The 22,242-nt window shown below is 60.9% G+C and carries 22 protein-coding genes; 21 read left to right on the top strand and 1 reads right to left on the bottom strand.

Annotation, left to right across the window (positions count from 1 at the left end):
* Window positions 1-42: 42 nt before the first annotated feature.
* From ARUE_RS15545 to ARUE_RS24740, 7 genes are all read left to right on the top strand, one after another.
* The gene (locus ARUE_RS15545; protein WP_011775600.1) at window positions 43-3,942 is read left to right on the top strand and encodes a DNA-directed RNA polymerase subunit beta'; all 3,900 of its coding nucleotides are present in this window, start codon (window positions 43-45) and stop codon (window positions 3,940-3,942) included.
* A 412-nt stretch (window positions 3,943-4,354) separates the two neighbouring features.
* Window positions 4,355-4,729, top strand: coding sequence for a 30S ribosomal protein S12 (gene rpsL, locus ARUE_RS15540; RefSeq protein WP_009358312.1), 375 nt, complete (start codon window positions 4,355-4,357; stop codon window positions 4,727-4,729).
* A 1-nt stretch (window position 4,730) separates the two neighbouring features.
* Complete coding sequence (rpsG, locus tag ARUE_RS15535; protein ID WP_003803829.1) at window positions 4,731-5,201, top strand: 30S ribosomal protein S7; 471 nt, start codon at window positions 4,731-4,733, stop codon at window positions 5,199-5,201.
* Between the two features lie 69 nt (window positions 5,202-5,270).
* Window positions 5,271-7,385, top strand: coding sequence for an elongation factor G (fusA, locus tag ARUE_RS15530; protein WP_011775599.1), 2,115 nt, complete (start codon window positions 5,271-5,273; stop codon window positions 7,383-7,385).
* Window positions 7,386-7,616: 231 nt separating this feature from the next.
* On the top strand, window positions 7,617-8,807 hold the full coding sequence (gene tuf / locus ARUE_RS15525; RefSeq protein ID WP_011775598.1) for an elongation factor Tu: 1,191 nt from the start codon (window positions 7,617-7,619) through the stop codon (window positions 8,805-8,807).
* Between the two features lie 154 nt (window positions 8,808-8,961).
* Complete coding sequence (locus ARUE_RS15520; protein ID WP_014922389.1) at window positions 8,962-13,209, top strand: hypothetical protein; 4,248 nt, start codon at window positions 8,962-8,964, stop codon at window positions 13,207-13,209.
* A gap of 28 nt (window positions 13,210-13,237) precedes the next feature.
* Window positions 13,238-13,363, top strand: a complete 126-nt coding sequence (locus ARUE_RS24740; RefSeq protein ID WP_272941655.1) for a hypothetical protein — start codon at window positions 13,238-13,240, stop codon at window positions 13,361-13,363.
* A 42-nt stretch (window positions 13,364-13,405) separates the two neighbouring features.
* Here ARUE_RS24740 and ARUE_RS15515 read toward each other — a convergent pair whose 3' ends face one another.
* The gene (locus ARUE_RS15515; protein WP_014922388.1) at window positions 13,406-14,845 is read right to left on the bottom strand and encodes a GH1 family beta-glucosidase; all 1,440 of its coding nucleotides are present in this window, start codon (window positions 14,843-14,845) and stop codon (window positions 13,406-13,408) included.
* A 382-nt stretch (window positions 14,846-15,227) separates the two neighbouring features.
* Between ARUE_RS15515 and rpsJ the strand changes: the two genes are divergently transcribed.
* The 14 genes from rpsJ to rplE all read left to right on the top strand — a co-directional run bounded on the left by rpsJ (window position 15,228) and on the right by rplE (window position 22,213).
* Window positions 15,228-15,536, top strand: coding sequence for a 30S ribosomal protein S10 (gene rpsJ, locus ARUE_RS15510; protein ID WP_003803825.1), 309 nt, complete (start codon window positions 15,228-15,230; stop codon window positions 15,534-15,536).
* Window positions 15,537-15,553: 17 nt separating this feature from the next.
* Window positions 15,554-16,204: a 50S ribosomal protein L3 gene (gene rplC / locus ARUE_RS15505; RefSeq protein WP_011775595.1), complete on the top strand. Its 651-nt coding sequence runs from the start codon at window positions 15,554-15,556 to the stop codon at window positions 16,202-16,204.
* A gap of 4 nt (window positions 16,205-16,208) precedes the next feature.
* Window positions 16,209-16,826, top strand: coding sequence for a 50S ribosomal protein L4 (gene rplD, locus ARUE_RS15500; RefSeq protein ID WP_011775594.1), 618 nt, complete (start codon window positions 16,209-16,211; stop codon window positions 16,824-16,826).
* Window positions 16,823-17,128 (top strand): 50S ribosomal protein L23, encoded by a 306-nt coding sequence (gene rplW / locus ARUE_RS15495; protein ID WP_011775593.1) that lies wholly within the window; start codon window positions 16,823-16,825, stop codon window positions 17,126-17,128. Before rplD ends, rplW begins: the two co-directional genes overlap by 4 nt.
* Before the next feature lie 29 nt (window positions 17,129-17,157).
* Window positions 17,158-17,997 carry a 50S ribosomal protein L2 gene (gene rplB / locus ARUE_RS15490; RefSeq protein WP_011775592.1) on the top strand — a complete coding sequence of 280 codons (840 nt, stop codon included), beginning with the start codon at window positions 17,158-17,160 and terminating at the stop codon, window positions 17,995-17,997.
* A 12-nt stretch (window positions 17,998-18,009) separates the two neighbouring features.
* On the top strand, window positions 18,010-18,291 hold the full coding sequence (rpsS, locus tag ARUE_RS15485; RefSeq protein WP_011775591.1) for a 30S ribosomal protein S19: 282 nt from the start codon (window positions 18,010-18,012) through the stop codon (window positions 18,289-18,291).
* Window positions 18,292-18,329: 38 nt separating this feature from the next.
* Window positions 18,330-18,695 carry a 50S ribosomal protein L22 gene (gene rplV / locus ARUE_RS15480; protein ID WP_011775590.1) on the top strand — a complete coding sequence of 122 codons (366 nt, stop codon included), beginning with the start codon at window positions 18,330-18,332 and terminating at the stop codon, window positions 18,693-18,695.
* Window positions 18,696-19,517, top strand: a complete 822-nt coding sequence (gene rpsC, locus ARUE_RS15475) for a 30S ribosomal protein S3 (protein ID WP_011775589.1) — start codon at window positions 18,696-18,698, stop codon at window positions 19,515-19,517. It abuts the gene before it with no gap.
* Complete coding sequence (rplP, locus tag ARUE_RS15470) at window positions 19,518-19,934, top strand: 50S ribosomal protein L16 (RefSeq protein ID WP_003803795.1); 417 nt, start codon at window positions 19,518-19,520, stop codon at window positions 19,932-19,934.
* 2 nt (window positions 19,935-19,936) lie between these two features.
* Entirely contained in the window at window positions 19,937-20,257 is a 321-nt protein-coding gene (rpmC, locus tag ARUE_RS15465; protein WP_014922387.1) for a 50S ribosomal protein L29, read from the top strand.
* On the top strand, window positions 20,254-20,550 hold the full coding sequence (rpsQ, locus tag ARUE_RS15460) for a 30S ribosomal protein S17 (RefSeq protein ID WP_011775587.1): 297 nt from the start codon (window positions 20,254-20,256) through the stop codon (window positions 20,548-20,550). The genes rpmC and rpsQ overlap by 4 nt, the downstream gene beginning before the upstream one ends.
* Window positions 20,551-20,903: 353 nt before the next feature.
* Window positions 20,904-21,272, top strand: a complete 369-nt coding sequence (gene rplN, locus ARUE_RS15455) for a 50S ribosomal protein L14 (RefSeq protein WP_003803789.1) — start codon at window positions 20,904-20,906, stop codon at window positions 21,270-21,272.
* Between the two features lie 3 nt (window positions 21,273-21,275).
* Window positions 21,276-21,635: a 50S ribosomal protein L24 gene (gene rplX, locus ARUE_RS15450; protein ID WP_011775586.1), complete on the top strand. Its 360-nt coding sequence runs from the start codon at window positions 21,276-21,278 to the stop codon at window positions 21,633-21,635.
* Complete coding sequence (gene rplE / locus ARUE_RS15445; RefSeq protein WP_011775585.1) at window positions 21,635-22,213, top strand: 50S ribosomal protein L5; 579 nt, start codon at window positions 21,635-21,637, stop codon at window positions 22,211-22,213. Before rplX ends, rplE begins: the two co-directional genes overlap by 1 nt.
* Window positions 22,214-22,242 lie beyond the last annotated feature (29 nt).

Below are 22,242 nucleotides of genomic sequence, written 5' to 3'. Positions count from 1 at the left end.
CAAGACTTCAGAATTTAGAGAACAAGAGAGAACAGGGACCATATGTCCAGCGAATCCTCCTTCGGCCTCATGCAGATCGGCCTCGCCACCGCGGAAGACATCCGCGGATGGTCTTACGGTGAGGTCAAGAAGCCGGAAACCATCAACTACCGCACGCTCAAGCCTGAGAAGGACGGCCTCTTCTGCGAGAAGATCTTCGGCCCGTCCCGCGACTGGGAATGCTACTGCGGCAAGTACAAGCGCGTCCGCTTCAAGGGCATCATTTGCGAGCGGTGTGGCGTTGAAGTCACCCGCGCCAAGGTGCGTCGTGAGCGCATGGGCCACATCGAGTTGGCCGCGCCTGTAACCCACATCTGGTACTTCAAGGGCGTTCCTTCGCGCTTGGGCTACCTTTTGGACCTGGCACCGAAGGACCTTGAGAAGGTCATCTACTTCGCCGCCTACATGATCACCAGCGTTGACACGGAAAGCCGTCACGCCGAATTGCCGAACCTCCAGGTCGAGCACGACCTCGAGAAGAAGCAGATGGTGGACAACCGCGACAGCGACATCGCCACGATCGCCCGCGACCTTGAAGACGAGCTTGCCCGTCTTGAAGGCGAAGGCGCCAAGGCTGCCGACAAGAAGAAGGCCCGCGACTCTGCTGACCGTCAGATGGCGAACGTCCGCAAGCGTGCCGACGCCGACATCGAGCGCCTTGAGCAGGTTTGGGACCGCTTCAAGAACCTCAAGGTCGCTGACCTTGAAGGCGACGAAGGCCTGTACCGCGAACTTCGCGACCGTTACGGACTGTACTTCGAGGGCTCCATGGGTGCCGAGGCCATCAAGAAGCGCCTCGAGACCTTTGACATGCAGGCTGAAGCTGAGTCATTGCGCGACACCATCCAGAACGGCAAGGGCCAGCGCAAGACGCGTGCCCTGAAGCGCCTGAAGGTTGTCAACGCGTTCCTGACCACCAACAACAGCCCGCTCGGCATGGTTCTCGACGCTGTCCCGGTGATCCCGCCGGAACTGCGCCCGATGGTCCAGCTGGACGGTGGCCGCTTCGCGACCTCCGACCTCAACGACCTCTACCGCCGCGTGATCAACCGCAACAACCGCCTCAAGCGCCTGCTTGACCTCGGTGCTCCGGAGATCATCGTCAACAACGAGAAGCGCATGCTTCAGGAAGCTGTTGACAGCCTCTTCGACAACGGTCGTCGTGGCCGCCCCGTTACGGGTCCGGGCAACCGTCCCCTGAAGTCCCTGAGCGACATGCTCAAGGGCAAGCAGGGTCGTTTCCGCCAGAACCTCCTCGGCAAGCGCGTTGACTACTCCGGTCGTTCGGTGATCGTCGTCGGCCCGCAGCTGAAGCTGCACCAGTGTGGTCTGCCCAAGCAGATGGCCTTGGAGCTCTTCAAGCCGTTCGTGATGAAGCGCCTGGTTGACCTCAACCACGCACAGAACATCAAGTCGGCCAAGCGCATGGTTGAGCGTTACCGTCCGCAGGTTTGGGACGTGCTGGAAGAGATCATCACCGAACACCCGGTGCTGCTCAACCGTGCACCTACCCTGCACCGCCTCGGTATCCAGGCCTTCGAACCCCAGCTTGTGGAAGGCAAGGCAATCCAGCTTCACCCGTTGGTTTGTGGCGCCTTCAACGCTGACTTCGACGGCGACCAGATGGCAGTCCACCTGCCGCTGAGCCCGGAAGCCCAAGCCGAAGCACGCATCCTGATGCTGTCCTCGAACAACATCCTGAAGCCGTCTGATGGCCGTCCGGTGACCCTTCCTTCGCAGGATATGATCATCGGCCTGTACCACCTGACCACCAAGCGCGTCGGCTCCGCCGGCGAAGGCCGTATCTTCTCCTCGGTTTCGGAAGCCATCATGGCGTACGACGCCCGTGATCTGCACCTGAACTCCCAGGTCAAGATCCGTTTGGACGACTTCGTGCCTTACGCAGGATGGGAAGCTCCGGAAGGTTGGGAGCCCGGTCAGCCGGCTCTCGTTGAAACCTCCCTGGGCCAGGTCATCTTCAACCAGACGCTGCCTGAGGATTACCCGTGGGTTGAGGCTGTTGCGGACAAGGGCGAACTGTCCCGTATCGTCAACGACCTCGCAGAGCGCTACCCGAAGGTTGTTACCGCGGCAACGCTGGACAACCTGAAGGATGCCGGCTTCTACTGGGCCACCCGTTCGGGTGTCACGGTTGCCATCTCTGACATCGAGGTGCCTACTTCCAAGCCTGCCATCCTGGCCGGTTACGAGAACATGGCCGCCAAGATCCAGGGCCAGTACGACAAGGGCCTGATCGACGACGACGAGCGTCGCCAGGAACTGATCGAAATCTGGAACAAGGCAACCAACGAAATCGCCCAGGCGATGCGTGACAGCCTGTCCCCGATGAACACCATCAACCGCATGGTGTCCTCCGGTGCACGTGGTAACTGGATGCAGGTCCGCCAGATTGCGGGTATCCGTGGTCTTGTGGCCAACCCGAAGGGTGAGATCATTCCTCGCCCGATCAAGTCCTCCTACCGCGAGGGCCTGTCGGTTCTGGAATACTTCATCGCCACGCACGGTGCCCGTAAGGGTCTGGCCGATACCGCTCTCCGTACCGCCAACTCGGGTTACCTGACCCGTCGTCTGGTGGACGTTTCGCAGGACGTCATCGTCCGCGAAGAGGACTGTGGTACCGAACGCGGTCTGGTCACCCCGATCGCCGTGCCGGATTCCAACGGTGAGCTCGTCCTGGACGAGAACGTCGAGAACAGCGCCTACGCACGTACGCTGGCTGTCGACGTCGTCGATGCCCAGGGCAACGTCCTGGCTGCCGGCGGCACCGACTGCGGCGACGTCGTTATCGACCAGCTGCTGGCTGCAGGCATCACCGAGGTCAAGGTCCGCTCCGTACTCACCTGTGAGTCCAAGGTGGGTACCTGTGCACTCTGCTACGGCCGTTCGCTGGCCACCGGCAAGACCGTGGACATCGGCGAGGCCGTGGGCATCATCGCCGCACAGTCCATCGGTGAGCCCGGTACACAGCTGACCATGCGTACGTTCCACACCGGTGGTGCTGTTTCCGCTGGTGGTGGCGACGACATCACCCAGGGTCTGCCCCGTATCCAGGAGCTCTTCGAAGCCCGTACTCCGAAGGGTGTGGCACCGATTGCTGAAGCAGCCGGCCGCATCACCATTGAAGAGTCCGAGCGTCAGATGCGCTTGGTCATCACTCCGGACGATGGTTCCGAAGAGATTGCCTACCCGGTGCTGCGCCGTTCCCGTCTCCTCATCGAGGATGGCGAGCACGTCAGCGTCGGCCAGAAGCTGATCAACGGTCCGGTGGACCCGAAACAGGTTCTGCGCATCATGGGTCCTCGTGCTGCACAGAAGTTCCTTGTGGACGAAGTACAGGGCGTTTACCGCAGCCAGGGTATTGGTATCCACGACAAGCACGTCGAGGTTATTGTCCGCCAGATGCTGCGTCGCGTTACCGTCATCGAGTCCGGCGACTCCGACTTGCTCCCCGGTGAGCTTGCAGAGCGCGCCCGCTTCGAGGACGAGAACCGCCGCGTCGTGTCCGAGGGCAAGGCACCGGCATCCGGTCGTCCGGAACTCATGGGTATCACCAAGGCTTCCTTGGCTACCGAGTCCTGGCTGTCGGCTGCTTCCTTCCAGGAAACCACCCGCGTCCTGACGCAGGCGGCCATGGAAGGCAAGAGCGATCCTCTGCTCGGCCTCAAGGAAAACGTCATCATCGGTAAGCTCATCCCGGCTGGTACGGGTCTGCCCCGCTACACAGAGGTCACTGTGGAGCCGACGGAAGAAGCGAAGGCAAGCCTGTTCACGGGCCCCAGCGCTTTCACCGACTTCTCCTATGACGCCCTGGGTGGCGACGGTGCTCCCGAGTTCCACGCCATCCCGCTGGATGACTACGATCTCGGCAACGACTTCCGCTAGAAGCGGCAGTTAGCGCTTTGACGGTCAGGCCCCGCACTCGCGAGTGCGGGGCCTGACCCGTTAACGCCGCTTTTCGGGAGGAAGCCGGGGGAGTGGAGGACGACGGCGGCAGCCGGCTTCCGCCGTCGACCTCCATACACCCGATTAAGGCGCCAGATCAAGCCGTGCTAGACTTTTGGTAATTGTTCTGTGTGGCAGTGGATGAAGGCCGCCGCAGCATCATTTTGGTTTTGTTCTCATGGTGCTGGGTGGAGCCTGTTTCCGGGTTGCGGGCAACATGCGCAACGAATGCCGCACTTTTGCACGCCTACCGGAGTTTCGGCCGGCTGCACGAGCAACGCCAAAGTTCCCACGTTTACACTGGCTGGCGCCTGTGTGTGGGGGCAGAGATCAAACAACGGAGAACACGAAAGTGCCTACGATTAACCAGCTGGTCCGCAAGGGCCGCACGCCGAAGGTCTCCAAGACCAAGGCTCCCGCGCTGAAGGGCAGCCCGATGCGCCGCGGTGTTTGCACCCGCGTTTACACCACCACCCCCAAGAAGCCGAACTCGGCTCTTCGTAAGGTTGCACGTGTGCGCCTCAACGGTGGCGTAGAAGTTACCGCCTACATCCCCGGTGTTGGCCACAACCTCCAGGAGCACTCCATCGTGCTCGTCCGTGGTGGTCGTGTTAAGGACCTTCCGGGTGTCCGCTACAAGATCGTCCGCGGCGCACTCGACACCCAGGGTGTCAAGAACCGCAAGCAGGCTCGCAGCCGTTACGGCGCAAAGATGGAGAAGAAGTAATATGCCTCGCAAGGGTCCGGCCCCGAAGCGGCCGCTAGTTTCCGATCCCGTTTACGGCTCCCCGTTGGTCACGCAGCTGATCAACAAGGTTCTTGTCGACGGCAAGAAGTCCACCGCAGAGCGCATCGTTTACGGTGCACTCGAAGGTGCACGTGCCAAGTCCGGCGGCGACCCCGTTGCCGCTCTCAAGAAGGCCATGGACAACGTCAAGCCTTCCCTCGAGGTGCGTTCACGCCGTGTTGGTGGCGCTACCTACCAGGTTCCGGTTGAGGTCAAGCCGGGTCGCTCCACCGCTCTCGCTCTGCGTTGGCTCGTGGGCTACTCCAAGGCCCGCCGCGAGAAGACCATGACCGAGCGCCTCCAGAACGAAATCCTGGATGCCTCAAATGGTCTTGGTGCCGCTGTGAAGCGTCGCGAAGACACCCACAAGATGGCCGAGTCCAACAAGGCCTTCGCACACTACCGCTGGTAAAAACTTTCCGGACGCCGCCGGCTCACTGAGCCGGCGGCGAACGTGTAGTCCATCCGAAAGGGAGACCCCGTGGCACAGGACGTGCTTACCGACCTTAATAAGGTCCGCAACATCGGCATCATGGCCCACATCGATGCCGGCAAGACCACCACTACCGAGCGCATCCTGTTCTACACGGGTGTGAACCACAAGATCGGCGAGACGCACGACGGCGCTTCGACGACTGACTGGATGGAACAGGAAAAGGAACGCGGCATCACCATCACGTCTGCCGCCGTGACTTGCTTCTGGGACAAGAACCAGATCAACATCATTGACACCCCGGGCCACGTTGACTTCACGGTTGAGGTTGAGCGCTCCTTGCGCGTCCTCGACGGTGCAGTCGCAGTGTTCGACGGCAAGGAAGGCGTGGAGCCGCAGTCCGAGACTGTTTGGCGCCAGGCTGACAAGTACAACGTTCCGCGTATCTGCTTCGTCAACAAGATGGACAAGCTGGGTGCTGACTTCTACTTCACCGTAGATACCATCATCTCCCGCCTTGGTGCCAAGCCGCTGGTTATGCAGCTGCCCATTGGTGCTGAGAACGACTTCATCGGTGTTGTTGACCTCCTCGAAATGCGCGCCCTGGTTTGGCCTGGCGACGCTAAGGGTGATGTCACCATGGGCGCTTCCTACGAAGTGCAGGAAATCCCGGCGGACCTCCAGGCCAAGGCCGAAGAGTACCGTGCACAGCTCGTTGAGACTGTGGCCGAGGCTTCCGAAGAGCTCATGGAGAAGTACCTCGAAGGTGAAGAACTCACCCTCGAAGAGATCAAAGCCGGCATCCGCAAGATGACCATCAACTCTGAGCTCTACCCGGTGTTCTGTGGTTCTGCCTTCAAGAACCGCGGCGTCCAGCCGATGCTTGACGCTGTTGTTGACTTCCTGCCGAACCCGCTCGACGTCCCGCCGATGATCGGTCACGATCCCCGCGACGAAGAGAAGGAACTCACCCGCAAGCCGTCTGCCGACGAGCCGTTCTCGGCCCTCGCCTTCAAGATTGCTGCGCACCCGTTCTTCGGTCAGCTGACCTTCGTCCGCGTGTACTCCGGTCACGTCGAGGCTGGCGCCCAGGTGGTTAACTCCACCAAGGGCAAGAAGGAACGCATCGGCAAGCTGTTCCAGATGCACGCCAACAAGGAAATGCCCGTCGAGGGCGCTACCGCCGGCCACATCTATGCAGCCATCGGTCTGAAGGACACCACCACAGGCGACACCCTGTGCGATGCGAACAACCAGATCGTCCTCGAGTCCATGAGCTTCCCGGAGCCCGTGATCTCGGTTGCGATCGAACCCAACACCAAGGGTGACCAGGAGAAGCTCTCCACGGCCATCCAGAAGCTCTCCGCTGAGGACCCGACCTTCCAGGTCTCCCTCAACGAAGACACGGGCCAGACCATCATCGCCGGCATGGGCGAGCTCCACCTGGACATCCTTGTGGACCGCATGCGCCGCGAATTCAAGGTCGAGGCAAACGTTGGCAAGCCGCAGGTTGCTTACCGCGAAACCATCAAGCGCGCCGTTGAGCGCCTTGACTACACGCACAAGAAGCAGACCGGTGGTTCGGGTCAGTTCGCAAAGATCCAGATTGCGATCGAGCCCATGGACACCGCTTCCGGCGAGCTGTACGCGTTCGAGAACAAGGTCACTGGTGGCCGCGTTCCGCGCGAATACATCCCGTCCGTTGACGCTGGTATCCAGGATGCACTGAACGACGGCGTCCTGGCCGGTTACCCGGTTGTCGGTATCAAGGCCACGCTGATTGATGGCGCGTCCCACGATGTTGACTCCTCGGAAATGGCGTTCAAGATCGCCGGACGTATGGCTTTCAAGGAAGCTGCACGTAAGGCGAACCCTGTTCTGCTTGAACCGCTGATGGATGTTGAGGTCCGCACACCTGAGGAATACATGGGTGATGTTATTGGTGACCTGAACGCCCGTCGTGGCCAGATGCAGTCCATGGAAGACGCTGCAGGTGTGAAGGTTATCCGTGCACACGTTCCGCTGTCCGGCATGTTCGGCTACATCGGTGACCTCCGGTCCAAGACCCAGGGTCGCGCTGTGTACTCCATGACGTTCAACAGCTACGCGGAGGTCCCCAAGGCAGTAGCCGACGAGATCATCCAGAAAACCCGCGGCGAGTAATCTCCCGGTAACGGATGCAATTCCGGTATCGGGAAGGCATCTGAGCGCTTGAGGCGGGGCTGCGGCGACAGCCGCGGCCCGGCCACTGCGCAAACAGGCTCGAGGAACTACCATTGGTTCCTGAATCTGCAATTTCACCAAAACCAAGCCCCCAAGTAGACTTGCTAAAGTTTCTGCCGCGAAAAGCGCGGCCGAGGAGCACTTCACTTGAAATCGTTCTAGGAGGAACCTGTGGCAAAGGCAAAGTTCGAGCGGACTAAGCCGCACGTCAACATCGGCACCATTGGTCACGTTGACCACGGTAAGACGACGCTGACTGCCGCCATTTCCAAGGTGCTGTACGACCAGTACCCGGATCTCAACGAGCAGCGCGACTTCGCGTCGATCGACTCTGCTCCGGAAGAGCGCCAGCGCGGTATTACCATCAACATCTCCCACGTGGAGTACCAGACCGAGAAGCGCCACTACGCACACGTAGACGCCCCGGGTCACGCTGACTACATCAAGAACATGATCACCGGTGCTGCCCAGATGGACGGCGCAATCCTCGTGGTTGCTGCAACCGATGGTCCGATGGCTCAGACCCGTGAGCACGTTCTGCTCGCCCGCCAGGTTGGTGTTCCCTACCTGCTGGTCGCACTGAACAAGTCCGACATGGTTGATGACGAAGAACTCCTCGACCTCGTCGAAATGGAAGTTCGTGAGCTCCTGAGCTCGCAGGGCTTCGATGGCGATGAGGCTCCGGTTGTTCGCGTTTCCGGCCTCAAGGCTCTGGAAGGCGACCCGGTTTGGGTCAAGTCCGTCCAGGACCTGATGGCAGCTGTCGACGAGTCCGTTCCGGACCCCGTACGTGACCGCGACAAGCCGTTCCTGATGCCGATCGAAGACGTCTTCACGATCACCGGTCGTGGCACCGTTGTTACGGGCCGCGCCGAGCGTGGAACTCTCGCCATCAACTCCGAGGTTGAGATCGTTGGCATCCGCCCGATCCAGAAGACCACGGTTACCGGTATCGAGATGTTCCACAAGCAGCTCGACGAAGCATGGGCCGGCGAGAACTGTGGCCTCCTGCTCCGCGGTCTGAAGCGCGACGATGTCGAGCGTGGCCAGGTTGTCGTCAAGCCGGGTTCCATCACCCCGCACACCGACTTCGAGGCTAACGTCTACATCCTTTCCAAGGACGAAGGCGGACGTCACAACCCGTTCTACTCCAACTACCGCCCGCAGTTCTACTTCCGTACCACGGACGTAACCGGCGTTATCACCCTGCCGGAAGGCACGGAAATGGTTATGCCTGGCGACAACACTGAGATGACCGTTGCGCTCATCCAGCCGATCGCTATGGAAGAGGGCCTCGGCTTCGCTATCCGCGAAGGCGGCCGCACCGTTGGTTCGGGACGTGTCACCAGCATCATCAAGTAGTCTCTACTTGTAGATCGGTGACGCTCCGGCCCAGCCGGTAGTTAGTTAGAAAGAACCCCACCGCTTCGGCGGTGGGGTTCTTTTTGCTATAGTTAATCTATCGAATGGATAAAGGCCGTGCACTTGCCGCGTCCGGCATAACCAAGGAGCTTCCATGACTGCATTCCTCTTACTGCTGCTCATCGTCATCGTGGGCGCGGTTGGCTATGCGCTGGGGGTGGCAATGGGGCGCCGGGGGACTTCAGACGATGCTTCCGTGGCGCCGGACAAGGCCGCCGCTTACCAAGCGGGCTACCTTGCCGGTCACGTGGCTGGCTGGCGGGACGCGGAAGCCAAGGGGCAGGACGTGAACAGGGCAGCCGCCCGGACGGCCCAGCAAGCCCCCATAAGCTCCCCGCCGGCCCCCGTAAGCTCGCCGCCGGCCCCCGTAAGCTCCCCGCCGGCCCCGGTGTACCTCCAGCGGCCCGTACAAGCACCGGCTCCACCCGCGATGCCTCTGCCGGACGTCCGGTCGCCTTTCCGGCCGCCTTCCCCGCAGCCAGCGAGTCAGCAGGCCAGGCCCCCAATGCCTCCGCCGGCCGCCCGGCAGCCTGCGCCATATCAACAAGTTGCTTCCCCGGTTCCGCCCCCGCCGGTAGTACGGGAAACTCCTGAGGCTGCTGCTGCGCGCAAGGAGAAGCGTGACCAGCAAAACATCAACATCACGCTTTACGTTGCCAGCCTCCTCCTCGTCGCAGCGGGGGCGCTCTTCGTGGGCACGAGCCTTCCTGCTCTCTTCCGCTTCGTAGGCATCTGGTTCATCACTGCGCTGTTCTACGTGTCAGGTATGGTCATCCACGCGCGCGTAGCCCGCCTCAGGCCGGCTGCCGTTGCCTTCGTTGGAACAGGCTTGGCGCTCATACCCGTTACCGGGCTGGCCATGTACAACTTCGTGCTACACAACGGTCCTGCGGCTTGGCTGGTCACGTCGTTGTTGGGGACAGCGGTTTATGCCTACACAGCCGTGAGGCTGGACAACAAAGTCCTGGCCTTCTTGTCCCTCAGCTTTGTCGTCTCAACGGCGTGGTCCGGTGTTTCCGTTCTTGGGGGCGCCTTGGTCTGGTATTTCACGGCACTCATCGGAGTGGCCATTCTCCTGACTGTTGTTGCCTTGCTGAATCCCAGGTGGCTTCCTCCGTTGTACGTCCGTCCGCTGATGGTGCTGCACCCCTCGTTGGTTCCTCTGGTGGCCGTGGCCGTGACCCTCACACCGCATCTTTTGTCCAAGGGGGAGTACGCCTGGGTGATGTTGATGTGTGGTGTCTACTTTGCTGTGATGTTCTTCGTCCCGCAGGCACGGTACAGGGTGCAGCATCTTTATGCTGCACGGGCTGCACTGACACTGGCTTTACTCGGAGTGGTATGGGACGTCACCGCTGATGTGAGTTCGGTGATGTTGGCTGCGGCAATCTGCCTGGGAGTCCAATCCTTGGGAGTCGCCTACGGTGGTAAGAGGCTGCTGCCGCACTCCTGGTGGTATGACGCCGTCTCATGCCTGGCGTTGCAGCTAGTCACCTCGGCAGTACTCACGGTGGTGCTGGAGTTTGGAGCGTTCGACCTCCCCAACTACGTTCCTCTGTCCTTGACGATGCTGACTGCCATGGTGGTTGTTTGGAAACTGGGCCAAGGCATGGAGTTCGCCCCCGTCGCAGTGCTGGGGGTGGCTGGTGCGCTGGGCGGCCTGCTGGGTGCATGGACCGTCTCGGCACTCTTGGCGTCCGCCGCACTTTATTGGTTCTTGCGGGCGTTGATCAGGCCGGCTTCTTATCGCCAGTACTTGATTCTTGCGGGGCGGATCGCCATCACCTTGGCTGTACCCACCGGGGTGGCAGGCATCTTTACGGGAAATCCGGACCGGACTGCGTACTCTCTGATAGTGCTCGTCGCCGGAGCATCTGTGCAGCAACTGCTCAGTGCCGGGCTGGAACGCGGGGGAGTCCGGTTGTTGGCCCCGCAAGCCTCCGTGGCTGGCTTTGGCGGCGCCGCAGTGGCCGGGCTTCTTGCCTTGCCGGCGTTCGATGCCGCATCCGGTCGCCCGGCTGTTGCTGCAGCTGTTCTGGTTGTCCTGTTGGCAGGCTTGGCCTCAGGCCTCCTGGTGTTCCCGCAATCTCATCGGGATCCAGGCACCCGGGATGCGTGGCGCCCTTCGGTGGCTGAAGTAATCGCTCCGGCCACTGCGGCTATTGCCGGCAGCATGGCAGCAGCATTCGTGTCCTGGACGCAGGCAAATGTTGTCCTCCTGGCCCTGCTTGCCTACCTTGTCGTAACAGCCGTGCGCATTTCCCCGACCTTCCATAGACAGTGCTATTGGTGGCTGGCTCGGATAGTCGGCACCGTTTTGGTGGCATCGGCCTACGGGGACGCGATGCGCGATGGCTGGAGTATTCGCCTCGCCGGTGAAATTGCGTCCGTGGGACTTGTGGTTGTAGTGGCAGCTGCGCTCCAGCTGATCCTTCCCCTGCGTGCGGGCAGCCGCCGCCGCAACCCGCGTGCTTCCGTGTTCGACGCCGGTGCTGTGCTTGCCCTCATGGCCGCAGCCACCACTTTCCTTACTGTCACCACGGAGTTGGGAGGGTGGGGCGTCAGGGACAGCTGGCAACCGGGAGTTGCAGCGGTTACAACGGCCCTGGCTGCCGTCATTGTCAGTGCGATTCTGCGAGACCACGCCGCCGCGTGGATCTTCGCCCCCGCCGCTTTGGTGCTCCTCCTGGCTCTTCGCTTGGGGGATATCCGGGACGTCCAAATTTTGCTTGGCATCTTTGCGGCCTACGGCGGTTTCATGGTGGGTGTGATCCGCCACCGATTGATCCGGGGTGGCTACTTGCTGGCGGTCCGGGTGCTTGGTGGCGCCTTCATTGCTGTGACAGTGGCCGATGTCACGGAGTCGCCGGCAGCGGTGTCCATCAGTCTGGCGCTGGTATTCGTGGCGCAGCATGTGCTGACTTTGGTCCTGCGCAGGCTTGGCGTCGATGTCGCCTTCCAACAGGCAACGGTCCGGGCCACCTTGGGTGCCCAACTCTTGCTGCCGTTCGTCTACTTGCTCGCAGGAGATTACGACGGCGGTGGCCGCTGGGTGGTCATGCTTCAGTTGGCCCTGGTCCCGGCTTCCGCTGCGGTCGTCTGGCGGATCCTCGGTACACGCGGATCCCGATACTTCGGTGTCGCGGCTATAGGGGCGGGCGTCATCGCAGCCGGGCCGGCACTCTTGTTCCCTGCATCAACGTGGCTGCACCAGCCACTGCTGGACAAGTCCCAAGTACCTGTTGTCCTGCTGGCCCTTGCAGTCGCCATGATTGCTGCCAGGGCCGTGTTCGGGCCCGAAAAGGCGGCTGCCGGAGTAGAGGTTGCTGTCACGGAGCGGTGGTTCTGGCTCAACTCAGCCATGGCGTTCACCGTTGCCGGCGGCCTGCTGACCTTGGGCGTTTCCTATTCCCTGGCTGGACTGTCTGTGTTGGTGCTGGCCGGTGTCTTGTTCGCGGTCTCGCACTTTGAACGATTGCCCGCTCTCTACGCGGCAGCTGCTCCGGCAGTGCTGGTAGGGGCGGTTCCCGCCGTCGACGGTTTGCTGCAGGGGCTGCCTACGGGCGTCTGGAGCGACTACGCCGCTTGGATCTTTGGCGGTGTGGGGACCGCGGTGATCCTCTATTCACTGAAGATGTTCGGCGGACCGGCCATCAGCGGGCAACACTGGCGACGGAACTCGCTGTCTGCCGCAGCGGCCTTGGCTGTTGCTTCATCTGCGGCGGTGGGGCTGGGGCATGACGAAACGTCCATGCTCGGCTTCGTCCTGGTGGTCGCAACCGGGGTATTGGCCGTGGTTGAGGTGCCGCACGGCAAGTGGCTGGCAGCTGAGCTGGCGGGGCTGATCTCTGTTGCAGCCCTCCAACGGGCAGTGCTGTTTGTGGACGGTTCCAGGCCTGATTGGTTCTGGGCCGCGCAATGGTATGTGGTAGCTGGAGCCGTTATAGCAGGGCTGCGCTATGTCAAGGGGCAACGGACGGACGGCCTGCCCCGGCTTTGCATTGCCGCCGGTGCGTTGTCCTTGACGTCTTTGGGAACCATCTTCGGCGGAACGTCGTCTCAGCAACTGTACGTACTTGTGGCACATGTTCTGCTTCTGGCCGCAGGCCTGCTTTTGGCAGAACGGTTGCTGGTGTGGTGGGGTGCCATCGCGGTGGCGCTGAGCGTCATGTGGGCGCTGCGCTCCTACGCCTTCGCCATGCTTGCCCTTGTAGCCTTGGCGCTGATCGTGCTGGCCGTATGGCGTTTGAACCGGAAGCCGCCAAGTAGTACCGGTGGCCCGGGCCAAGGCGGAGATCCGAGTGACGTCCCTCCTGCGCGTACCCATGACGGAATCCGATAATGTTGCAGTCTACGGAGAGGAGTGCACCATGGAATTCCTGATTTTCCTGGCAGTCATTGCGGCTATCGGCGGCGGCGTGTTGTGGGGTCGAAAGAACTTCAAGAGCGAGATCGAACGCGCAAAGCGGATTCGGCGCGCCAACAAGAACAAATAGGGCGACGTTCCGAACTGCAAGGTTCAAGTTAACTCAGGCGGGCTAAATATGCCGGTGGTGGTGGCGTGCACGACCCAGCGCCCGGTACCAGTAAAAGGAATCCTTCGGAGTCCTTTCCTGGGTCTCGAAGTCCACGTGGATGAGGCCAAATCGCTGCGAGTAGCCCGCCGCCCACTCAAAATTGTCCAGCAAGGTCCAGACGTAGTACCCGCGAAGATCCACATCCTCGGCGATGCCGCCAGGCCCGGTTGCTGTCAGTGCATGTCCTATGTGTTCGGCCAGATACGTGATGCGGTTGGTGTCCTGGACAGGTCCATCGACGTGGCCTGGTTCAGGAAAGCTGGCTCCGCCTTCCGTGATGTAGACAGGGGGGAGAGCCTCCCCATACCGGTCTTTCATTTCGCGTAGCAGCAACGCCAGGTATTCCGGTGCAACAGGCCAGCCAAACCCTGTGGTCTCATATTCCTGGTAGGCGGCCAAATGGAAAGGGACCTTGGACATTTCGGGCGACCTTCCGGTGGGGATCTCAGCCGGACCGGGGCCTGCCGCCACCTTCACGGGGTAGTAGTAGTTGAGCCCGTAGAAGTCCAAGGGTTGGCTGATCAGTTCAAGATCACCGTCATGGACTGTACCTAATGAGCGGAACCACGGCTTCATGGGCAAAGGTGGTTTGGGGTATTGGCCAAGCAGTATCGCGTCGGCATAGATGCGGTTGAGGATCAGGTCCAGCGCCTGCGTCATCAGCCTGTCGGCAAGGCTGTTGCTGGCCGGCTCGACGGGGCTGTGCATATTGGACACCCCGATTTGCCCTTTGACTCCTGCGCTCCGGAGAGCCCGCACGGCCATCCCATGTCCCAGCAATTGATGATGCGCGGCAGGCAGTGAGTCGAACAGCAGTTCCCTGCCAGGGGCATGCACCCCCAACGCGTAGCCCTGCACGGTAACGGAAACGGGCTCGTTCATGGTGACCCAGTACTCAACGCGGTCACCGAAGCGCTCAGCGGCGGCTTCACAATAGACTGCGAAGCGTTCCGCGGTGTCCCGGTTCATCCACCCCCCGGCGTGCTCCAACTCCAGAGGGGTATCCCAGTGGTACAACGTGGCCATGGGGGAAATGCCTGCAGCCAGGAGTTTGTCGATCAGGCGATCGTAGAAGTCCAGGCCACGCTGGTTGACTGCACCCTTGCCTCCGGGCTGGATTCGCGGCCAAGAAAGCGAAAAGCGGTAGGAATCAACGCCCAGCTCTTGCATCAAGGCGATGTCTTCATCAGCACGGTTATAGTGATCGCACGCGACGGCGGGGGAGCCGCCGTCGACTATTGCTCCCGGCTTTTCGTAGAACGCATCCCAACCCGACGGGCCACGACCATCAGCGGTCAGGGAACCCTCAATCTGGAAGGCGGCAGCCGCAACACCCAGCGTGAACCCCGGGCGCAGGCGGGCGGCGAGATCTTCCACTGAACCTGAATCCCGGGCGTTCATGCCCCCATCATCCTCACAGGATGGGGGCCGGGCAATGGCTCCTCAGGGTCGATTGGCCTTTACACCATATTTCCGCCATACTGGATGAGTTGTTCAAGCGCTTCTTCGTGTCCCGATCCGGATAATGCCGGGTGTCAGGGTCCAGGCTGAAGCCCAAACATAACCCTGAACCCCATGATTGCGGTCGAGTTTGCGTGGAAATCGCGACACGCCCGACCGCGGGGGTCGGTGCGCCGGCAAGGTGAGGAACCCGGATTACTCCGGATTCAGCTTGTGCGGCGTGTGGTGGTAAATCCTCAAACGCTTCGGCGGCCACATCAACAGGTAAGTAAACAGAGCAGCCCTAACTAGAGCAGCACTAGCTGAAAGAGAGTCAGGCGACATGGCGGGACAAAAAATCCGCATCCGGCTGAAGTCATATGACCACGAGGTCATTGATGTTTCAGCGCGGAAGATCGTTGAGACGGTCACGCGCGCAGGCGCAACGGTAGTCGGCCCGGTGCCGCTGCCGACGGAGAAGAACGTTTACTGCGTTATTCGCTCTCCTCACAAGTACAAGGACAGCCGTGAGCACTTCGAAATGCGTACTCACAAGCGTCTGATCGACATCATCGACCCCACGCCGAAGGCTGTTGACTCGCTTATGCGTCTCGACCTGCCCGCTGACGTGAACATCGAAATCAAGCTCTAGGGAGGTGCTGAGAGACTATGACCGCAACCCGTAACGTAAAGGGCCTGCTGGGCACGAAGCTCGGCATGACCCAGGTCTGGGACGAGAACAACAAGCTCATCCCGGTAACTGTCGTCCAGGCTGACTCCAACGTCATCACCCAGCTGCGCAACGCAGAGGTAGATGGCTACGTCGCCGTCCAGATCGGCTACGGCCAGATCGACCCCCGCAAGGTCACCAAGCCGCTGGCTGGTCACTTTGAAAAGGCTGGCGTAACTCCTCGCCGCCACGTCGTCGAACTGCGTACCGCAGACGCCGCATCCTACGAGCTGGGCCAGGAGCTCTCTGTTGAGATCTTCGAAGCCGGCCAGAAGATCGACGTCGTCGGCACCTCCAAGGGTAAGGGCTTTGCCGGTGTTATGAAGCGTCACGGCTTCCACGGCGTTGGCGCTTCCCACGGTGCCCACAAGAACCACCGTAAGCCTGGCTCCATCGGTGGCGCATCCACCCCGAGCCGCGTCTTCAAGGGCCTGAAAATGGCCGGCCGCATGGGCGCCGAGCGTCACACCACGCTGAACCTCACGGTTCACGCCATTGACGCTGAGAAGTCGCTGCTCCTTATCAAGGGTGCCGTCCCCGGTGCCCGCGGCCAGGTCGTACTCGTACGCACCGCCGTGAAGGGAGCCTAGTTAAATGACTAGCACTGTCAAGGTAGACCTGCCTGCAGAGATCTTCGACGTCCAGACCAACGTGCCCCTGCTGCACCAGGTCGTCGTCGCACAGCTCGCTGCTGCACGCCAGGGTACCCACAAGACGAAGACCCGCGCCGAGGTTTCCGGTGCAGGTCGCAAGCCGTTCAAGCAGAAGGGCACCGGCCGCGCCCGTCAGGGTTCAATCCGTGCTCCTCACATGACCGGCGGTGGCGTTGTCCACGGTCCGACCCCTCGTGACTACAGCCAGCGCACCCCCAAGAAGATGAAGGCTGCTGCACTCCGCGGCGCCCTGTCTGACCGCGCCCGCAACGGCCGCATCCACGTCATCGCTGAACTGGTAGCCGGCACCAAGCCGTCCGCCAAGGAAGCACTGGCTTCGCTGCGTGCAGTCTCCGAGCGCAAGAACCTGCTCGTCGTAATCGAGCGCGCCAACGATGTTGCTGCACTCTCCGTGCGCAACCTCGCAGGTATTCACGTTCTGTACGCAGACCAGTTGAACACCTACGACGTACTCATCTCCGACGACGTGGTCTTCACCAAGGCTGCTTTCGAGGCGTTCGTCGCTGACAAGGCCAAGAACGAGGAGGCCTCCAAGTGAGCGTAACCACCATCAAGGACCCGCGCGACGTCGTGCTTGCACCCGTCGTTTCGGAAAAGAGCTACGGTCTGATCGACGAAGGCAAGTACACCTTCCTGGTGGACCCTCGCTCGAACAAGACCGAGATCAAATTGGCCGTCGAGAAGATCTTCTCGGTCAAGGTTGACTCGATCAACACCATCAACCGTGCCGGTAAGCGCAAGCGCACCAAATTCGGCTGGGGACAGCGCAAGAGCACCAAGCGTGCAATTGTCACCCTCAAAGAAGGCACAATCGACATCTTCGGCGGTCCGCTCGCGTAGCGGAGACCACTTTAACGAGGAAATAAATTATGGGAATCCGTAAATACAAGCCGACTACCCCGGGCCGTCGTGGCTCGAGCGTAGCCGACTTTGCTGAAATCACGCGATCGACTCCGGAAAAGTCGTTGCTGCGTCCGCTGCACAAGACCGGCGGCCGTAACAACTCCGGTAAGATCACCACCCGTCACAAGGGTGGTGGGCACAAGCGCCAGTACCGTCTGATCGACTTCCGTCGTCACGACAAGGACGGCATCAACGCCCGCGTTGCCGAAATCGAGTACGACCCGAACCGTACGGCTCGCATCGCACTCCTGCACTACGTTGATGGCACCAAGCGTTACATCATCGCTCCTAACAAGCTGTCCCAGGGTGACTTCGTCGAGGCTGGTCCTGACGCTGACATCAAGCCGGGCAACAACCTGCCGCTGCGCAACATCCCGGTTGGTACCGTAATCCACGCAGTTGAACTGCGTCCGGGTGGCGGCGCCAAGATGGCACGTTCCGCAGGTGCTTCGGTACAGCTCGTTGCCAAGGAAGGCCGCTTCGCCCAGCTGCGTCTGCCCTCCGGCGAAATCCGCAACGTTGACGTGCGCTGCCGCGCAACCGTCGGCGAGGTCGGCAACGCCGAGCAGTCGAACATCAACTGGGGCAAGGCCGGCCGTATGCGCTGGAAGGGCGTTCGCCCGACCGTCCGTGGTGTAGCCATGAACCCGGTTGACCACCCGCACGGTGGTGGTGAAGGTAAGACTTCCGGTGGACGTCACCCGGTTAACCCGAACGGCAAGCCCGAGGGCCGTACCCGCCGTCCGAACAAAGAGAGCGACAAGCTTATTGTTCGTCGCCGCCGTACTGGCAAGAACAAGCGATAGGAGCCTGGACACATGCCACGCAGCCTGAAAAAAGGTCCTTTCGTTGACCAGCACCTCTTTGTGAAGGTCGCACGGGAAAACGATAAGGGCACCAAGAACGTCATCAAGACCTGGTCCCGCCGTTCGATGATCATCCCCGACATGCTCGGGCACACGATCGCCGTACACGACGGACGCAAGCACATCCCGGTGTTTGTCACTGAGTCGATGGTCGGGCACAAGCTCGGCGAATTCGCTCCCACGCGGACATTCCGCGGCCATGTTAAGGACGACCGTAAGGGCAAGCGCCGCTAGGCGCCTGACCTTACGTCTTAGACGAGAGAAGGAAAGCAATGGAAGCCAAGGCTATTGCGCGTCACATCCGCGTAACGCCTATGAAGGCCCGGCGCGTCGTCAACCTTGTTCGTGGTAAGCAAGCGAATGAGGCTCTGGCAATTCTGAAGTTTGCCCCCCAGGCAGCTTCGGAGCCGGTATTCAAGGTACTTCAGTCGGCAATGGCCAACGCACGTGTCCTCGCGGACCGTGACGGCGTTGCATTCGACGACAGCGACCTCTTCATCACCGAAGCATTTGTTGATGAAGGCCCGACCATGAAGCGGTTCCAGCCGCGTGCCCAGGGCCGCGCCTACCGCATTAGGAAGCGGACCAGCCACATCACGCTGGTTGTCGCAACCCCGGAGAAAGAGGAGGCTCGCTAAGTGGGACAGAAAGTTAACCCGCACGGGTTCCGACTCGGCATCACCACCGACCACGTTTCGCACTGGTTCGCTGACAGCACCAAGCCCGGACAGCGCTACAAGGACTTCGTCCGCGAGGACATCAAGATCCGTCAGCTCATGTCCACCGGCATGGAGCGCGCCGGCATCGCCAAGGTCGAGATCGAGCGCACCCGTGACCGTGTCCGCGTGGATATCCACACGGCACGCCCGGGTATCGTTATCGGCCGCCGCGGCGCTGAAGCAGACCGCATCCGCGGCGAGCTCGAAAAGCTCACCGGCAAGCAGGTTCAGCTGAACATCCTCGAGGTCAAGAACCCCGAGATGGAAGCACAGCTTGTTGCCCAGGGCATCGCTGAGCAGCTCACTTCCCGCGTGGCTTTCCGCCGTGCGATGAAGAAGGCCATGCAGTCCGCACAGCGTGCGGGTGCCAAGGGTATCCGTGTTGCTTGCTCGGGTCGTCTGGGTGGCGCAGAAATGTCCCGCTCGGAGTTCTACCGCGAAGGCCGTGTGCCCCTGCACACCCTCCGCGCGAACATCGACTACGGCTTCTACGAAGCCAAGACCACCTTCGGCCGTATCGGCGTGAAGGTCTGGATCTACAAGGGTGACGTAACTGCCAAGGAACTGGCTCAGCAGGCAGCTGCTGCTCCGTCCCGTGGCCGTGCAGGAGACCGCCCGGGCCGCCCGGGTGGCGACCGCCGTCGTCGTAACGACCGTCCGGCAGCTGAGGCAGCACCCGCTGCCGTTGAAGCACCGGCCGCTGAAGCTGCTGCTCCGGCAGCAGAAGGAGGACAGGCTTAAATGCTTATCCCACGTCGAGTCAAGCACCGTAAGCAGCACCACCCGGGTCGTTCCGGCGCTGCAACGGGCGGCACCAAGGTCAGCTTCGGTGAGTACGGTATCCAGGCTCTCAGCCCGGCATACGTAACCAACCGTCAGATCGAGTCCGCTCGTATCGCGATGACCCGCCACATCAAGCGTGGCGGTAAGGTCTGGATCAACATCTACCCGGACCGTCCGCTGACGAAGAAGCCTGCCGAAACCCGCATGGGTTCCGGTAAGGGTTCTCCGGAATGGTGGGTCGCAAACGTCAAGCCGGGCCGGGTTCTCTTCGAACTCTCCGGTGTCAATGAAGAGGTAGCTCGCGAGGCCCTGCGCCTGGCAATCCACAAGCTCCCGTTGAAGGCACGCATTGTGCGTCGCGAAGGTGGTGAATAGAAATGGCAGTAGGGTCGAAGGATCTCGCACCCGCACAGCTGGACGGTTTCGACAACGAGCGTCTCGTTGAAGAACTCCGCAAGTCCAAGGAAGAGCTGTTCAACCTGCGTTTCCAGTCCGCCACCGGACAGCTGGAGAACCACGGTCGCCTGCGCGCGGTAAAGAAGGACATCGCACGCATCTACACCGTTCTCCGTGAGCGCGAGCTGGGCATTCGTGCCGAGGTTGCCGCACCGGTTGTGGAAGCCAAGGAAGAAAAGAAGTCCAAGAAGGCTGCCAAGGCTGAAAAGGCCGAGGTTGAAGCTGGAGAGGACGCCAAGTGAGCGAGAAGGAAACTGTGACGGAAGCAGCAGCCAGCGCTGAACAGCGCGGTTACCGTAAGACGCGTCGCGGCTACGTTGTCTCTGACAAGATGGAAAAGACCATCGTTGTTCAGGTTGAAGACCGCGTGAAGCACGCTCTGTACGGCAAGGTTATTCGCCGCACCTCGAAGATCAAGGCTCACGACGAAGAGAACACCGCCGGCATCGGCGACCTCGTTCTCATCTCTGAGACCCGCCCGCTCTCCGCTACCAAGCGGTGGCGTCTGGTGGAGATCCTCGAAAAGGCCAAGTAAATCCAACGCCGGGCTCGCCTGGCAGTGATTCACTGGAGAGGCCCGCATTCCCTTGGGAATGCGGGCCTTTCCGCTTCTCCCGCCGTTTCGGTTTTAGGCCGCTGACGTGCTAGGATATTGAGTTTGTATGGCGCCACTTGTGCGTCGTCCACTACCTCGTAAACAATCGTGCCGCTGCATACTGCCCCGCGCAGAGTTTTCTGCAAGGGAAGCTGATGCTTGTGGCACGGGCGTTTAGGCCTGTTCTGGCAAAATCCAGGCAGGTCAAGAGACACCCCGATCAACCGTTCCGCAAGGCTCATTCCGTATGCATGATTTCGGTCTGAGAACCGGCGCGACGCAAGGAGTAAAAATTGATTCAGCAGGAGTCGCGACTCAAGGTCGCCGACAACACGGGTGCTAAGGAAATCCTTACCATTCGCGTTCTCGGTGGATCCGGTCGTCGCTACGCAGGCATCGGCGACGTCATCGTCGCCACCGTCAAGGACGCTATCCCTGGCGGCAACGTAAAGAAGGGTGACGTCGTCAAGGCTGTCATCGTTCGTACCAAGAAGGAACGCCGCCGTGCGGATGGTTCCTACATCAAGTTTGACGAAAACGCAGCTGTGATCCTGAAGAACGACGGTGACCCCCGCGGTACCCGTATCTTCGGCCCGGTTGGTCGTGAACTTCGCGACAAGAAGTTCATGAAGATCGTTTCGCTGGCCCCGGAGGTGCTTTAGTCCATGGCTAAGATCAAGAAGGGTGACCTCGTTCAGGTCATCACTGGCGCCAAGCAGGAACGTGGCGGCGACCGCGGCAAGCAGGGCAAGGTCCTGCGCGTATTCCCGGACACCAACCGCGTGCTGGTAGAGGGAATCAACCGCGTCACCAAGCACTCCAAGGTCGGTCAGTCGCAGCGCGGCACCAAGACCGGTGGCATCGAGGTTGTTGAAGCCCCGATCCACGTTTCCAACGTTGCTTTGGTTGACCCGTCCACCAAGAAGCCGACCCGTGTTGGTTTCCGTCTCGACACCGTTGAGAAGGATGGCGCTACCAAGACCGTCCGTATCCGCGTGTCCAAGGCCACCGGGAAGGACATCTAATGACTGAGACTCTCGAGACTCCGGTAAAGATCGTTCCGCGTCTGAAGACGAAGTACGCAGAGACCATCAAAAAGTCACTGCAGGACGAATTCAGCTACGCGAACGTCAACCAGGTTCCCCGCCTGGTGAAGGTTGTAGTGAACATGGGTGTTGGAGATGCCGCTAAGGACTCCAAGCTGATCGACGGCGCTGTCCGCGACCTCACCCTGATCACCGGCCAGAAGCCGCAGGTAACCAAGGCCCGCAAGTCGATCGCACAGTTCAAGCTGCGCGAAGGCATGCCCATCGGTGCACACGCAACTCTGCGTGGAGACCGCATGTGGGAATTCGTGGACCGTCTTGTTTCGCTGGCACTGCCGCGTATCCGCGACTTCCGCGGCCTCAACGGCAAGCAGTTCGACGGTAACGGCAACTACACCTTCGGTCTGACCGAGCAGGTTATGTTCCACGAAATCGACCAGGACTCCATTGACCGCGTTCGCGGTATGGACATCACGGTTGTTACCACCGCCAAGACCGATGACGAAGGCCGCGCGCTGCTCAAGGCGCTTGGTTTCCCGTTCAAGACCGAAAACTAACTACGTGACAGGTCCGTCCGCGCAGGCTC

Origin of the sequence: Arthrobacter sp. Rue61a (genome assembly GCF_000294695.2) — a bacterium.
Lineage (GTDB): Bacteria > Actinomycetota > Actinomycetes > Actinomycetales > Micrococcaceae > Arthrobacter > Arthrobacter aurescens_A.
The sequence above is the reverse complement of the archived record's forward strand: the minus strand, read 5'-3'. Positions and strand labels throughout refer to the sequence as shown.